Source organism: Pseudomonas sp. MONT-RG-20F-20-E-7-02, assembly GCF_022662395.1.
Taxonomy (GTDB): Bacteria; Pseudomonadota; Gammaproteobacteria; order Pseudomonadales; family Pseudomonadaceae; genus Aquipseudomonas.
On the sequence record NZ_JAKNQN010000010.1, the window covers coordinates 182745 to 197127 of the forward strand.

The window sequence follows — 14383 nt, forward strand, 5'->3', positions numbered from 1 at the left end:
AGCAGGTATACCGCGATTACCCCGGCAAATTGGGGTTGCGTTGTAACACCTTGTCCAGCACTCGATCAGTCTTCAACGCCTCCAGGGCCAGCGAAGGGTGCTCGGCTTCGCCACGGATATGCGCGTTCATGGCCAGTACATGGTGCCACTGGATGTGTTCATGGTGCGGCACTTCCAGCACTTCGTTGACGTCGCCCTCAAGGCGCAACGGCTGGTTCTCGAACACCGCAAAGGTGATGCGACCGCCGCTGCCGATCAGCTCGACGCGGTCTTCGCGGCAGTGCGCAACGAAGTTCCAGCAGCCCATGCCCAATGCGCCGGAGCCGAAGGTCCAGCACGCCGTCACCGCATCTTCCGCCGCATACTGCCCGGCCTGACGTGCCGTAAACCCGGTGACCTCGACAATATCGCCGGCCAGGTACTGGAACAGATCAAACCCATGGCTGGCCAGGTCGGCAAAGTAGCCGCCACCGGCGATGGACGGATCGGTACGCCAGTTCTCGGGGCTGGCATCGGCGGCGCTCGGCGGCTTGCTGAAGGTCCAGATCACTTGGCGCAAGTCACCAATGCGCCCGTCCTGCAGCCACTCCCGCACTTTTTGGAAGCGCGGCAAGGAGCGCCGGTAGTAAGACACAAACAAATGCAGCCCGGCGCGCTCGAACGTGCGCTGCATCAACGCGCTTTGTTCGGCATTCAACGACATGGGTTTTTCGACGCAGCAATGCTTGCCGGCTGCGGCCACCATCAGGCTGTATTCGAGGTGGCTGTCGGGCGGTGTGGCGATGTACACCGCGTCCACTTCGGGGTCGTCGATCAGTGCCTGGGCGTCGGTGTAGAACCGCGCGATACCATGGCGTGCCGCATAATCGCGCACCGCTTCCTCGCGGCGCCCCATCACGGCAACCAGGGCCGAACCTGGCGCTTTGTAGAAAGCGGGTCCACTCTTCAGTTCAGTGACATTGCCACAGCCGATCATGCCCCAACGTACGGTAGTCATCTGTTGTCCTCGTCCGTTTTCATCAATCGGTCAGTATCCACATCCCCAACCGTGTACGCCATAAGCACTTAGCATGACAATTGCATTACACTTTTATGACATTCGTCTCGCTGCGGGGGCACACACGATGAAAATAAGGGCCACGGTCATTTGCGAACACGAGGGGCATATCCTCTTCGTGCGCAAGGCCAGATCAAAATGGGCGCTGCCCGGCGGCAAGGTCGAGCGTGATGAACGCCCGGTCGGCGCGGCCGAGCGCGAGCTGGAGGAAGAAACCGGGCTGAACGTGGACGGCTTGCTGTATCTGCAGGAATTGAAAGCCCGCGACACCGTGCACCATGTGTTCGAAGCCTCAGTGGTGAACATCGCCGACGCGCGGCCGTGCAACGAGATCGTCGATTGCCGCTGGCACGCCTATGGCGCCCTGGACGAACTGGACACCACCGACGCCACGCGACACATCGTCAAATCCTTCCTACGTCGCCTGTAATTCCGCGCTCTGCCCGCTGTCCAGCAAACCTCGCTTCACCCAACCATTCGCTTTCTGCCGTTCGACAAAGGATTTGACGAACGCGGCAGCGGCTGCATGCGTCACCGGCACCGCCATCGCTTGGCGGATCGTCATGAAGTCGTCGTCCACCAGCCGCCATTGGTCAGAAACCCTGGTTTGCAAGAAATCCCGCACACCCGCCGCCGCGTCCAGGCCTTGCTCGATAAACCAGTCCACCGCTGCCGCTGACGTAGGCGCGCGCACCAACTCGGCATGTTGCACGGTGCGGCTCAAGTACAGGTCATAGGCCGCGCCCTGGCCGACGGCGATACGCTTGCCCGGTGCATCGACTTGCGCGACGTGTGTCAGCGGCGAATCAGCCGGCACCAGGTACGTGCCCTTGATCGCGACATAAGGCGCGCTGAAGGCGATTTGCTGTTCGCGCACCGGCTCAATGGCCAGGAACGCCACGCGCCATACGTCATCAGCCAAGGCGGCAAACACCTTGCCGGCGGCCTCATAGGTGATCAGTTCCAGGCCGACGCCCAACTCCTCGGCCAATGCCCGAGCCAATGCCACCGACACGCCTTGGGGCTCGCCACCCGCGCCGCGTTGCGCCAACACCGGGTTACCTAAGTTGATCGCGGCGCGCAGCACGCCATTGGGGGCCAGTTGTTGCAGAACTTGCGGGTCAATCATTGAGCGCTCCTTGTCGGGTCCGTTGCACGGTCTTGCGGATCACAAACGGCAACACGCCGCCGTGTTCAAGGTAACCAAGCTCTTGCAGCGAGTCGAGGCGCAAGGCCAACGCGCTGCTGCTGACACGGCCGTCGGCACGCGCAATCTGCAAGGTGATCGGGCTGATGCGGACCTGTAGGTTCTCCAGCCCTGCAATTATCGAACGCTCGGATTTGATCGCAGTGCTGCCCCGGTCAGTGGCGCATATCTATGAGAAACACGCGGCGGTCAGGATGATCGAAGCGCCAGTGAAGATCGACCAAGCACAAAAATACGCCGCGTATAAGCGCGCGCTGGATCACTATCTCTCCCCTGCTCCATCGCCCGATTCTGTAGAACCGATGGTGTTCGCTGTTGATGCTGAAACCAGCTTTGAAAGTGCGTTGGTGCATACAAGCAGTTTGTTGCGCTGTGCGGCGGCCACGGCGCAGGAGGCCGGTGATCGATTGGAGGGGACTTCGCAGGCATTGGTGATTTCGGTGCTGCATCTGGTGGATATGGCGAGGGCGATGGTGGATCGTGCGGTGGAGTGTGTGCAGCCACGCTGAGTAGCGCTTGTGGCGAGCAGGCTTGTCCTGCGTTGGGCTGCGTAGCGGCCCCAATAGGTCACCTCGATTTTTCAGGAAGACCGAGGCGGCTGGATTCAGGGATGCTTCGCAGCCCAACGCGGGGCGACCCCGCTCGCCACAAAGCGCGGTGGATCAGCCAATGTATTCGGTGGCTGATATACCGCTTTCGCGGGCAAGCCCGCTCCCACATTTGGATCTCGATGTATCAGGGAGATCGCAATCCGCCGCCGCACCGCAACAAAGCGCTTTTGCTCTAACCACTCAGGTCGGCTGTCAGGCCGCCGTGCTTTGCTTTTGATTTTGATCTCGGGCGCCCCGTTAACCACGCTGGCCGCACGCGGGTTTGAATCCGTGGGTAACCCGGCAGGACGCCGGGTTACCCACGGATTCAAGCCTACGTGCGGGCACACCGAAGCGTGAGCGAGGTGCCGAGTGGTGGGGCGAGGACCTTTTGCTTACTTTTTGCTGGGCCGGCATTCCGGTCCTTCGAAAAGTGAGCCGCCGTAAGGGCGGAACCATTAGCCGCCGTTACCGCAGGAATGGATATGTACTCGGTCCCAAAAAGGTGACGGACACTAAGGATTTAGTGCCCACACTGGCGCCTTCGCGGCCTCGCTAAAGCTCGACGGCTCCCACAGTGGATCTGCATGGGCTCGAAAGCTAAACCACCACTTCCTTCTATCAAAAGCCTGTTTCTTTTTAGCAGCCGGCATATGCAACTCTCGAGGGGGATCGTGAGTGCATAACAGCTCAAGAGCGCGGTTTATTCCCTGCGACCTGGGGAAGTTTCTCGCGGCTTTTGGCCTGCCCACGCTGGTACAACGCCTCGACCAGTTTCTGCCGTTCATCCTGGGGCAAATTGCTCGCGAACTGCGCCAGTGTCGTATCCACCAACGCCCGCAGTGCCACGTCGGCCTCGCGCGCCTTGGCCAGTTCCGTCACCAGCACTGCGCGGTCCAGGGTCGGCGCTTCGAGCTGTTTGATCACGCCCAGGCGCGCTTCGCGGCCGGCCATGATCAGCGGTTGGCTGTCGGCACGGTTCTGGCGCAGCAACTGGCGTAATTCCTTGCGGCGCTCAGCCGGCAACTTGATCATCGCCTGGCGCAAGCCGTGCTGGTTGACCACCGCTTCGGCAGGTTTGGCCGCCGCCATAAAGTGGTAGAGGCCACCGCCTACACCGCCGATCAAAAACACGTTGAGCAACACCGAGACGAGCAACCACGGTTTAAGGGATTTTGCGGTCATTGCTCAGTTTCCTCGGCGTTGACGGTGAAGACGACGTCGGCATCGCCCTGATCGAAGACGCTGGGCAGCACGTCGGATGACAGCATCGGCAGCGGCACGCTCAGCGACGCCACCAGCACCCCGGCGGCGATGCCGGCGAGGCCCGCGCCGACCAGCCCGGCCGGTGAAAGCCAGTTGGCGTAGCGCGACCAGAACGACTCACGGCGCGGTGCAGCGTCGCGAATCTGCCGCGCCAGCGCCGGGTCGGCGAATGCCAGTTGGTGGCTGTCCAGCTGCGCATCCAGCCAACTGACCTCGCGCAACGCCGCATGGGCGCTGGCGTTACCACTGTCGAGCAGCGCCTGGGCGGGCGCCCGCTCGGCGATGGGCCAGCGATGCAGGCTGGCGCCGTAGGCGTCAGCCAGGTGCGCAAATCGTTCAGGTGTCATGATTTTCCCCTTCCTGGGCGGGCGAGCCCGGGTGTGTCGGCAAGTTGACTGCGCAACTGGCGTCGGGCCCGCGACAGCAGGCTCTCCAGTGCCTCGACGCTGATGTTCATCAGGGCCGCGGCGTCGATGTTCGACAGCTCCTGGTAGTACTGCAACACAATGGCTTCGCGCTGGCGCTCGGGCAATGCCGCCAACGCGGCGGCCATCCTTGCACTGCGGTCGGCCGTTTCCAACTGTTCATCAGGTGATGGCGCGCTGTCGGCCAGTTCGAGCACCTCGTCCTCGTTCAACGGGCGTTCCTTGCGCCGACGTAACCGGTCGTGGCACAGGTTGAGTGCCACGCGGTGCAGCCAGGTGTCGAAACGCGCTTCGCCAGGCCGCCAGTTGGCTGCCTGGCGCCAGATGCGCAGGAAACTTTCCTGGGCCACGTCCTTGGCCTCGTCGGCATCCCCGAGGATCCGACTGGCGAGCGCGAGCAAACGCGGGAGCTTGCGCGTCACCATTTCGTTGACGGCGGCGGGCTCGTTGTTGCTGATACGTGCCAGTAGCTCAACGTCCGGATCAGTGTCTTTCAATCGGGTAGTTCCCAATGCACTGGCTAAGTTTCAGGTTTCAGCGGACCCAGTGGCCTTCACGCCAGTACCAGTTGGGGCCACGGGATTCCCAGTGCCCAGGTTCCCAGCGCGCATTACGCTGCACCGGCTGCCAGTGGCCCGGCACCCAGGCATACGCGCCGCGCGCCCACTGCCAGTGGCCACGGTCCCAGACAAAGCCTGGGCGTTCGGCAGGGATCACTTCGACACGTTCCGCCGGCGGCGCCTGGCGAATGATGACTTCGGTCTGGGCAAAGGTCGGGGTGCTGACGAGCGCGGCGAAGGCCATCGGGATCAGCAAGGCGTAGCGCAATTTGGCCAGTGGATTCATGGCAACTCCTTCATACGGCGGACGAAAATGTTCGCTGCTGATGGGTTGAACGCTGGGGTGGGAAAAATCCGTCGCGAGAAATACGACATTTTTCTCGACGGCAGTTAAGTCGAGTATTACTCAGGGGATGGCGGCGCTTGATGAAATGTTTGAAAGCATGGCGACGGATTTGTGCAAGTGGCGGCGTTCAAGGTGTAACGCAATGCACACCATGAGGAAATAACCATGTCTCGTCGCCTGACTCTGCTTGTCACCGCCCTGCTGATCGCCAGCCTTAGCGGCTGTGTGATCCTGCCGGAACACCGGCATTGCTGCTGGCGCTACTACGGCGCCGTCACCGCGCCCAGCAGCACCGTCAACAGTTAACTGACGGCCGCAAAGCCTCGACGCCCGGCTTTTAGCTCGGTGCGCAGTTCGCCAATAAGGTTTGCGACGGAACGGACGCTGTCCAGGCCTTGGGGCGACACCCGCGTCAACAGCAAGTCGACACGCCCGGACGCCGGCTCAAATACGCTGATGCGCAGCGAACCGTCGCTGTTAAGGCTGCAATCACATGAAAGCGGCAGGAAGCCTGCGGCCATGATGCGGTTGAGTTCGGTGATCGACATCATGACAAGCCCCTGTCCCTGGGTTCGACCCCGCAGGTGTGATGCATCCAGCTTAGATAAGCTTTTACCGGCCACTGAACAATTAATTCAAAAGTGATACCTGTGCCGCATTTTGCCGCTTAAACGCTGGAGCGCTGACGCCAGAAACCCAGCACCTGACCTCTCGTCTGCTGCTGTGGTGAAGGCTTGACTCAGAGCGTCGTTCAAAAGACGCTCTTGGCTCTTTGCCATCATCCCGAGCAGCCCGCCATGAGCCTCATTCCTCCGAGCCAGCCCGACAGTGACGTGTACAAAACGCTGCTGGAATCGACCCAAGCCATCCCTTGGCGCATCGATTGGCAGACCATGACCTTCAGCTATATCGGCCCGCAGATCGAGACGTTGCTGGGCTGGACCCCGCAAAGCTGGGTGAGCGTGGACGACTGGGTCGAACGCATGCACCCGGACGACCGCGAATACGTGGTGAATTTCTGTGTGTCGCAATCGCGCGCCGGGGTCGATCACGAGGCCGATTACCGCGCGCTGACGGTCAGCGGCGACTATGTGTGGATCCGCGACGTGGTGCATGTGGTGCGCAAGGGTGACGAGGTCGAAGCGTTGATCGGCTTTATGTTTGATATCAGCGAGCGCAAGAAAACCGAAGAACACCTGATCCGCCTGCAGAAACAACTGGAGGAATATTCCTTCCAGGACGGCCTCACGGGCATCGCCAACCGTCGCATGTTCGACACCGTGCTGGAGCGTGAATGGGCCAGCGCCCAACGCAGCCAGTTGCCGCTGTCGTTGCTCATCCTCGATATCGATTTTTTCAAGCAGTACAACGACCACTACGGCCATATCAAGGGTGACGAAGCCTTGCGCCAGGTGGCGCGCACCTTGTCGCAGGCGGCCAACCGGCCACGGGACTTTATTGCACGCATCGGCGGCGAAGAGTTTGTGTGGTTGCTGCCGGAGACTGACGCCGCGTCGGCGAGGCAGGTGGCGCGGCGCTGCTTGCACCTGGTCTGCCAGCAGCAGATCGAGCACGGCTTTTCAGCGGTGTCGAAGCTGCTGACCCTGAGCCTCGGCGTCGGCACGCAGATCGTGACGCCAACCAGCGACATGCTCGGGTTCGTCGAGTCGGTTGATAAGTTGCTGTACCAGGCCAAACGCAATGGACGCATGCGCGCAGAGTTTGCCGAGAGTGAAGTTTGACGCCGAGGTCAAATTCCGGGCAAAAAAAATCCCAAGTAGCTGATGGAAACTTGGGATTTAAAAATGCATAAACCGTGGGAGGTGAACGCCCGGCTATAGTACCGATTGTAAAAAGCTGTAACAAGATTAATTTAATCCTTTCGTCGGATTAAAAGCGTCGTAAGTCATTCAATAACCACACCTTTTTTAGGGAGGCCGAGTTTATAAATGCCACTTTTTGGTGCAAGTAACACTTATATTTCCTTATATTAAAAATGGTTATTGATTAAAGCGGTGCAGCACTGTCGGTGGACTGTCCGTTTAATTGCCGGCAGGTATCTCGAAGTTCAACACTGGTTGACGACGCCGCACTGGCCACGCGCTCTACTTGCCTGCAAAGCGTCAAACGCTCGGCCGCCTCGACCCGCGCCCGGTCGACCTGGGCATTGAGCCGTACGAAATAGCCGCCGAGCAGCACGGCGACGCACAGAATCCCAATCGCAAAGTAGCGAAAGCTGTAGGACGAAGGGGCTTCTGGTGGGTTCATGGCATTAAGGCGCCCTGCTCTTCTGGTAACGAACGTCATCACCCTCGACTGCGCCGACCTTTGACCAACCCAGCCGTTGGTAAAAGCCGTTGGCGCGGATTTCGTCGCGCCCGTCGGTGATCAGGAACAGGGTTTCATGCCGCTCAAACAACGCCGCTTCAGCCACCGCCATCAAGCGGCGACCCAAGCCGAGACCTTCGTAAGCGGGCAACACGAACATCGCAAACACTTCGCCGGCGCTCAGGTCGACCATGGAAAAGGCCGCGGGCTGGCCCTCCACTTCGGCGAGCCACACACAGGGCGCTTGGCGAATGCTGTCCGCCAATACCTGCGGGGTAATCCCCAGGTCGCTCATCTGTTCGCGGCTCAGGTGGTTCTGCACCACCGAGGTGCGAATGGCGAAGAGCGTGTCGATATCGCCCGGCGTCGCCAGGCGAATAAGCGTTTGCATACGAGCCTCCTGTTGAAGGATGCAATTGTATGCATATAGAAACATAAGATTTGTCGTGGATTTGTAAACAGCCCGGCCTACAGCGCTCGGAGCAATCTGCCCACCTTAACTACACCGCGTTGGCCTGTTGCTGGCGACGAAACTGCCCTGGCGCCACACCGTGCGCCTTGCGGAAGCAGCGCGAAAAGTAGGCCTCATCGGTAAAGCCGCAACGCAGGGCGATCACTCCGATCATCTGCGCACTGTTGAGCAACAAGGTGCGCGCCAATTGCATACGGCGGTCCAACACCAACTGGGAAAAGGGTTTGCCGGTTTCCTTGCGCAGCAGGTGGGTGAGGTAGTTCGGCGACAGAAAGGCGGCGGCAGCGGCGTCGGTCAGGTTGAGGGTCGGCTCGTGCACATGCTCGCGAATGTAACCTTGCACCCGCGCCAAGGCGTCTTTGCGCCCGCGCCGGGTGGCATTGTTGGCGGCAAACGCCTGCAAGGGTTCGGCGTACTGCTCGCAGACCAGGCCGATCAGTTGGAAGAGATAGCCTTTTAACCGCTCACGGGCGCCGAAGGTGCGCTGGGCGTCCAGGGTGCGCATGTGCGTCAGCCAGGTTTTCACTTCGTCGAAAGCCGCATCATCGAGGATGAAATCCAGCTGCTCCTGAAAGCGAAACGGCGACAGTTCCGGGGCCTGGCCGATGGGAATGTCTTCCAGGTCCAGCGGGTCGCAGGTCAGCTGCGGCAGGAAAAACGCCTGGCTGAAGTTGATCAGCATGAACTCGCCGTCTTCAGGATGGGGAATCACGTGCAGGCGATGGGGCAGGATAAACGCCACAGCCTTGTGCGGAAACGGCCGCACCGCGCCGCCGATATGCTGCACGGTGTCGCCGCCCAGGTTGATCTGGATCTGGAAGTACTCATGCCGATGTGGGCTGGTCAGCGCCGCCCGCCCGCGCTTGTCGCGGATATAAAAGTCGGGGCGGTCGCTGCGTTGTTCCATGCCATAGGTGGTGACGCGGGTGCCTGGCATAACAGTCTCTCGATTGGCCTGGGCACCACTTTAGCCTCAACCTTTGCTCAGGGTGAAGCTCAGCTCGCCAACGCCGTCGACGCCTGCGGTGAGCACATCCCCCGGCTGCACCGCACCGACGCCTGCCGGTGTGCCGGTAAAGATCAGGTCGCCGGCCTTGAGCGCTACGGATTTTGAGGCGTAGCTGATGATTTCGCTGACCGACCAGATCAGGTCGGCCAGGTCGCCGACCTGGCGCTGCTCGCCATTGACCTTCAACCAAATTTTGCCGCTGGACGGGTGCCCTACCGCACTCACGGGCTGCAACGCGGTGCTGGGTGCCGACTGATCAAAGGCCTTGCCCCATTCCCACGGGCGCGCGAGCTTTTTCGCCTCGGCTTGCAGGTCGCGGCGAGTCAAGTCGATGCCCACGCCGTAACCCCAGACGTGGGAAAGCGCGTCTTCAGGGTTGATGTCCACGCCGCCCTTGCCGATGGCGACAACCAATTCCACTTCATGGTGCAGGTCGGCGGTCAGCGGCGGGTAGGCGATCACGCCCTCGGCCGGCACCACCGCATCGGCGGGCTTCATGAAAAAGAACGGCGGCTCGCGGTCCGGGTCATGCCCCATTTCGCGGGCGTGTTCGCTGTAGTTGCGGCCCACGCAGAACACGCGGCGCAACGGGAAACGCGCCGCACTGCCCTGGATGGCCAGGGACGGGATTTGTTCAGGGGTGAATACGTAGTCGGTCATGGCCTGTGCCTCTTGGTTTGCCTGGCACCAGTATGGCCAGCGGCGCCACGGCAAAGTTGGACAGGCTTACGCAGATTTTGCACAGGTCGGTGTTTGCGTGGGGACGCACTCACACTGAGCCTCCCCCGCGTTTACTTACGCGCCACTTTGTAGCGCAGGCAATCCTGGTAAAAGCTTTGGCGAATCGCCTCGGGCTTGAGCCGTGAGCGGCTGTCGTAAGTCTGTTCGGTGATGCCCATGGCCATCATGCGCATCCACGATTTGTTGAACTTGATGGTCTGGATCTTTTGCCGCGCGGCGTACAACGACACGCCCGACAGCTTGAGTTCCTGGGCCCTGGCCGCCGTGCCGGCGCCCCAACTGCACATGTACTTGTCACCCTCGCGCAGCTCCCGTGCCTGCACGGCAGCCGCGCCACCCGCCAATGAGCAGGCGATCAGCATGATTCCAACAGTGCGCATTTGCTTCCTCACCTAACCACCTGAAAATAAAAGTGATTCTGGCGAGAATTTTGTTACAAAGGGGCCATTAAATTGCCTTATGTGCTTTTCACCACTGGTAAGTCGCACTCGCCTGCACCGTGCGCTGCGAGCCATACCAACACCACGAATAGGAGTAGCAGGACGCCACGTATTCCTTGTTCGCCAGGTTAGTCGCGTTCAGCGCCAGGCGCAGGTTGTCGTTGGGGTTGGCGATGTTGGGGATGTCGTAATGCACCGCCGCATCGACCAAGGTGTAGCCCGGCACTTTCAGGGTGTTGGCGGTATCGCCCCAGGACGAACCGACATAACGCGCACCGGCGCCGACGCCAAAGCCCTTGAACTGGCCATCGTGGAAGGTGTAGTCGGCCCACGCCGACGCCGTGTGGCGTGGTACGCCGTAGGTGGTGGTGCCTTCCACCGGAATCGCCGGGCCTATGCCTTTATCGGTGAGCGGCGCGTACTGCACGGTGCTATTGGACTTGCTCGCGCGGTTATCCAGGTAGGCGTAGGCCGCCGTGATGTCGAGGTTAGCGTTGAGGCTGGCCTTGCCTTCCAGTTCAAAGCCACGCGACTGTTGCTCGCCGTCCTGGACGCTGCATCGGCCGTTGCCACACAGATGGCTTGGGTCAGGGTCCATGGTCGGCACGTTGCTCTGGCGCAGGTCGAAAATCGCCGCGGTGATAAAGCTGTTGCTGCCCGGCGGCTGGTATTTGATGCCGATTTCATACTGCTTGCCTTCGGTCGGCTTGAACACTGAACCGCCATAACCGGTGCCCGATTGCGGGTTGAACGACTCCGCGTAGCTGGCATACGGCGCCAGGCCGTTATCGAACAGGTAGACCAGGCCGATACGGCCGGTAAACGCCTTGCTGTCCAGCGAGGATTTGCTCTTGGCGCCGGTCTTGATGGTTTTGGTGGTGCTGTCGGTGCTGGCCCAGTCATAACGACCACCGAGCAACAGCACCCATTTATCCCACTTCATTTGCTCTTGCAGGTATGCCCCGGTCTGCTCGCTGCGTGAGGTGGCGTCGGTGGCGAACGCCGGCGTGACCACAGGCGCGCCGTACACCGGGTCGAAGATGTCCAGGTCCGGCCCCTTGCCATAACCGGCCTTGGTGTCGGTGCTGGTGTTCTGGTAGTCGAGGCCCATCAACAGCGTGTGCTGCAGCGGCCCGGTGTCGAATTTGGCCTGCAGCTGGTTGTCGAGGGTGTAGGCGTCCATGTCGACATCGGTGGCGATGGTGGAGCGGTTGGAGGTGCGGTAATCGGCCTGCAAGTTGCTGTTGTAAATGCTGCGGTAGATGCCTTCGGCGCGCAGGTAACGCGCGTTCTGGCGCACGGTCCAGACATCGCTGAAGTGATGCTCGAAGGCGTAGCCGACGGAGTAGTACTCGCGGTCGCTCTTCTCGAAGCTCTTTTCGCCGTCGTAGAAATCCACGTCGATCTTGCGCCCGGTGGGGCTGCGCAACACCGAGCCCCAAGCGGGAATAGAACCGTAGGACGCGCCTTTGGGGTCCTTCTGGAAATGCCCGAGCAGGGTCAGCGAGGTGTCCTCGTCCGGGCGCCAGGTGAAGGCGCTGGACAGCGACTGGCGACGGGTTTCGGTGTGTTCGACCTGGCCATCGGCATCATCGAACAACCCCGCTACGCGGTAGGCATACACGCCCTGATCATCCAGCGGGCCGCTGAGGTCGAAGGTGGTGCGCTTCTTGTTGAAGGTGCCGTACTCGACGCCGACTTCATGAAACGGCGTGTCCAATGGGCGCTTGGTCACCATGTTGATCACCCCGCTCGGCGTGCCCTGCCCGTACAGCACCGACGCCGGGCCGCGCAGCACTTCGACGCGCTCCAGGTCAAAGGCGTCTTTTTGCGGCAACGCGTCACGACTGGACGGCATGCGCAGGCCATCGAGGTAAGTGGCCGGGGCGAAACCGCGGATGGTCAACTGGTCGAGACGCGACGCCGTGGCGCCGCGGGTTTCCGGAACCACGGCGGCGCTGTAGCGCAGGATCTGGTTGAGGCTTTCGGCGTTCTGCGCGCGCATCTGGTCCTTGGTGACCACGGAGATCGACTGCGGGGTTTCGATCAGCGCGGTGTCGGTCTTGGTGCCCGACAGGCTGCGGGTGGCCACATAACCGGCGACTGGCCCGGTAGGGCTTTCGCTGTGGTAAGCGCCGCTGATGGTGGTGGCCTGCAACTCCATGGCGCCGCCGTTATCCGGTATGGCTTCCAGGCGGTAGCGGTCGGCGGAGATCTTCAGCGCCTGCAATCCGCTGCCGGCGAGCAACTGAGTCAGCGCCACGTCGGTGTCGTACTGCCCGTTCAAACCGTTGCTGCGCTTGCCGCGAGTCAAACTTGCATCGAATGCTAATACCAGGCCGGCCTGTTCGGCCAGGCTGTTGAGGGCCTGGCTGAGGTCACCGGCGGGAATCGAGAACCGGCGCGACGCGCTGCTGCTTTCTTCGGCGAACGAGGACTGGACGGCCAGCAATGGCACGGCAGCAAAGGCAAACGCCACTGACAGGGCCAGTGGATGCAAGGGACGAGCAAGGCGCGACATGGGAAATCCTGCGTAATAGAGGTTCTATTAACCATGACGGCCATGTCGGAAAATCGGGCAAGGATGAGAGTGGTTTTTATTTGCTGAGGTTTTATGCAATGAGCCAGGTCGCTTTTTTGTGTAGGCCTTCGGGGTAGTTCTTCGCGGTTTTTACCCGCCTACAGTCGTCCCTTTCTGATTTTTCCAGCCGTTCATCCGGGCGCTTTTTCCTGCGGCATGCTCCGACGCCTTGCCATTTTGCCGAGACGTCACGGATGACCCACGCCGCCCACATTGCCTTTATCGAACATGAACTCAATGGCTTCCATCAGAGCCTGGCGGAGTATCGCCAGCAGATGGGCGCCTGGTATGCGCGGGCGCTGGATACGGTCAGCCATGCAGCGGACATGCCGTCGTTGCTGGGGATGGACCGAGTGTTGCGGGTGGGGGATTCGCAAGGTTCCTTCAGCATGTCCGATGCGGATTTTTCCACCGTTGCGCGCTGCCCGGTGGGTGGCGAGCTGAAAATCGAGAGCAAGTTCGAGTCGGTGTACGACGTGCCGATCGGCGAAATCCCGGTTGAGGTGATTCGCCTGGAGGACGGCAGTTCCACGCGGGTCATGCTGGATGAACATGGCAAGGCAACCCACACCTGCGTGGCCGGCGGGCGCTATCAGGTGCGGGTACAGGGCGGCGTTTCCGCGCAGCAGGTAGACGCGTTGTTTGCCTCCTACGCCGAGCTGACGGCGGACCTGGAGCAATGGCTGCGCGAGCAATGGAACGGCTTCAAACCGTCTTGGCAACAATCCACCGCCAGCGCAATTGGCAGCGGCGTGCTGGCGGGCAGTTGGGCGGCGATCCGGGACGTGTGGGACAGCATCAAGCTGGTGCAGGCAATTCTTGAAGACCCGTTGAAGTACGTCGAGCAACTCGGCACCGAGGCCGCCAAGTTGGCGCAGTTGGCCACCGACGCGCCGCAGGTCATGGAAAAAGCCATGTTGCTGGCCAGTGACGAGGCGGCGCTGTACCTGATGGTGCGCACGGCGATGCTGTGGCTGGAGGCTTTGCCACCCGGTGAGATGGCTGAGGCGGCGGCGGGGTTTGTGGTGTCGCTGTTGATCGACCTGGTGATTGGCGCGGTGTTGATGATCGCGCTGCCGGCGGCGGGTGTGGCGTATCTGAGCTTGCGGTTGGTGAAGTATGGCGCGCGGATACTGAATACCGCGGTTGGCTTTGTGCGTGGCCTGCTGGGGATTCTGACCAAGTTCATGCAGGCGGTGGATCGCTACAAGGCGGTGGCGGTTCGTGGCGTAGTCGGTGGGCTGAAGCAAGGCACGATGCAGATGCGCTGGCGGGCGCGGCAGAACACCGTGCTGAAGCAGAAAGAGCGTGTGGATGATGCGCCCGTGTCTGCGAAAAATCCCCAGGGCGATGCGGCGGCC

Annotated in this window: 18 protein-coding genes and 1 pseudogene; 5 read left to right on the forward strand and 14 right to left on the reverse strand. The window is 61.1% G+C overall.

Annotated elements, in window-relative coordinates; all coding sequences use genetic code 11:
- Nucleotides 1-16 precede the first annotated feature (16 nt).
- Nucleotides 17-997: a Gfo/Idh/MocA family oxidoreductase gene (locus L8I05_RS25370; RefSeq protein ID WP_242172759.1), complete on the reverse strand. Its 981-nt coding sequence runs from the start codon at nt 995-997 to the stop codon at nt 17-19.
- 127 nt (nt 998-1124) lie between these two features.
- On the opposite strand from L8I05_RS25370, the gene L8I05_RS25375 reads away from it, so the two are divergent.
- Nucleotides 1125-1487: an NUDIX domain-containing protein gene (locus L8I05_RS25375; RefSeq protein ID WP_145164559.1), complete on the forward strand. Its 363-nt coding sequence runs from the start codon at nt 1125-1127 to the stop codon at nt 1485-1487.
- Here the strand turns inward: L8I05_RS25375 and L8I05_RS25380 are convergent.
- Both L8I05_RS25380 and L8I05_RS25385 read right to left on the reverse strand, forming a co-directional pair.
- On the reverse strand, nt 1473-2186 hold the full coding sequence (locus tag L8I05_RS25380; protein WP_242172763.1) for a transporter substrate-binding domain-containing protein: 714 nt from the start codon (nt 2184-2186) through the stop codon (nt 1473-1475). The two genes, L8I05_RS25375 and L8I05_RS25380, sit on opposite strands and share 15 nt — an antisense overlap.
- Entirely contained in the window at nt 2179-2337 is a 159-nt protein-coding gene (locus L8I05_RS25385; protein ID WP_237235676.1) for a hypothetical protein, read from the reverse strand. Before L8I05_RS25385 ends, L8I05_RS25380 begins: the two co-directional genes overlap by 8 nt.
- A 70-nt stretch (nt 2338-2407) precedes the next feature.
- Between L8I05_RS25385 and L8I05_RS25390 the strand changes: the two genes are divergently transcribed.
- Nucleotides 2408-2773: a DUF3077 domain-containing protein gene (locus tag L8I05_RS25390; RefSeq protein ID WP_242172870.1), complete on the forward strand. Its 366-nt coding sequence runs from the start codon at nt 2408-2410 to the stop codon at nt 2771-2773.
- A gap of 771 nt (nt 2774-3544) precedes the next feature.
- On the opposite strand, the gene L8I05_RS25395 is transcribed toward L8I05_RS25390, so the two are convergent.
- From L8I05_RS25395 to L8I05_RS25410, 4 genes are read right to left on the reverse strand one after another with little or no spacing between them, the layout of a single operon-like run.
- Nucleotides 3545-4039, reverse strand: coding sequence for a periplasmic heavy metal sensor (locus tag L8I05_RS25395; protein ID WP_159957246.1), 495 nt, complete (start codon nt 4037-4039; stop codon nt 3545-3547).
- The gene (locus L8I05_RS25400) at nt 4036-4467 is read right to left on the reverse strand and encodes a hypothetical protein (RefSeq protein WP_159957248.1); all 432 of its coding nucleotides are present in this window, start codon (nt 4465-4467) and stop codon (nt 4036-4038) included. The genes L8I05_RS25395 and L8I05_RS25400 overlap by 4 nt, the downstream gene beginning before the upstream one ends.
- Complete coding sequence (locus L8I05_RS25405; protein WP_242172776.1) at nt 4464-5042, reverse strand: RNA polymerase sigma factor; 579 nt, start codon at nt 5040-5042, stop codon at nt 4464-4466. Before L8I05_RS25405 ends, L8I05_RS25400 begins: the two co-directional genes overlap by 4 nt.
- A 37-nt stretch (nt 5043-5079) precedes the next feature.
- Nucleotides 5080-5391 carry a YXWGXW repeat-containing protein gene (locus tag L8I05_RS25410; protein ID WP_242172779.1) on the reverse strand — a complete coding sequence of 104 codons (312 nt, stop codon included), beginning with the start codon at nt 5389-5391 and terminating at the stop codon, nt 5080-5082.
- A 225-nt stretch (nt 5392-5616) separates the two neighbouring features.
- On the opposite strand from L8I05_RS25410, the gene L8I05_RS25415 reads away from it, so the two are divergent.
- Nucleotides 5617-5757, forward strand: a complete 141-nt coding sequence (locus L8I05_RS25415; RefSeq protein ID WP_242172793.1) for a hypothetical protein — start codon at nt 5617-5619, stop codon at nt 5755-5757.
- On the opposite strand, the gene L8I05_RS25420 is transcribed toward L8I05_RS25415, so the two are convergent.
- Nucleotides 5754-6002: a DUF1652 domain-containing protein gene (locus L8I05_RS25420; protein WP_242172811.1), complete on the reverse strand. Its 249-nt coding sequence runs from the start codon at nt 6000-6002 to the stop codon at nt 5754-5756. The two genes, L8I05_RS25415 and L8I05_RS25420, sit on opposite strands and share 4 nt — an antisense overlap.
- A 246-nt stretch (nt 6003-6248) precedes the next feature.
- Between L8I05_RS25420 and L8I05_RS25425 the strand changes: the two genes are divergently transcribed.
- Nucleotides 6249-7193, forward strand: coding sequence for a sensor domain-containing diguanylate cyclase (locus L8I05_RS25425; protein WP_242172816.1), 945 nt, complete (start codon nt 6249-6251; stop codon nt 7191-7193).
- Between the two features lie 265 nt (nt 7194-7458).
- Here the strand turns inward: L8I05_RS25425 and L8I05_RS25430 are convergent, their stop codons facing one another.
- The 6 genes from L8I05_RS25430 to L8I05_RS25455 form a co-directional block, all read right to left on the reverse strand.
- Entirely contained in the window at nt 7459-7719 is a 261-nt protein-coding gene (locus L8I05_RS25430) for a hypothetical protein (RefSeq protein WP_242172819.1), read from the reverse strand.
- 4 nt (nt 7720-7723) lie between these two features.
- Entirely contained in the window at nt 7724-8170 is a 447-nt protein-coding gene (locus L8I05_RS25435) for a GNAT family N-acetyltransferase (protein WP_242172822.1), read from the reverse strand.
- Nucleotides 8171-8279: 109 nt separating this feature from the next.
- Nucleotides 8280-9188: an AraC family transcriptional regulator gene (locus tag L8I05_RS25440; RefSeq protein ID WP_242172833.1), complete on the reverse strand. Its 909-nt coding sequence runs from the start codon at nt 9186-9188 to the stop codon at nt 8280-8282.
- A 36-nt stretch (nt 9189-9224) separates the two neighbouring features.
- Nucleotides 9225-9920, reverse strand: coding sequence for a fumarylacetoacetate hydrolase family protein (locus tag L8I05_RS25445; RefSeq protein WP_159957265.1), 696 nt, complete (start codon nt 9918-9920; stop codon nt 9225-9227).
- A gap of 131 nt (nt 9921-10051) precedes the next feature.
- Nucleotides 10052-10381: a hypothetical protein gene (locus L8I05_RS25450; RefSeq protein WP_145164581.1), complete on the reverse strand. Its 330-nt coding sequence runs from the start codon at nt 10379-10381 to the stop codon at nt 10052-10054.
- Between the two features lie 88 nt (nt 10382-10469).
- Complete coding sequence (locus tag L8I05_RS25455) at nt 10470-12962, reverse strand: TonB-dependent siderophore receptor (protein ID WP_242172835.1); 2493 nt, start codon at nt 12960-12962, stop codon at nt 10470-10472.
- Nucleotides 12963-13216: 254 nt separating this feature from the next.
- Here L8I05_RS25455 and L8I05_RS25460 point away from each other — a divergent pair.
- A pseudogene (locus L8I05_RS25460) lies at nt 13217-14383 on the forward strand (type IV secretion protein Rhs); the annotation flags it as partial.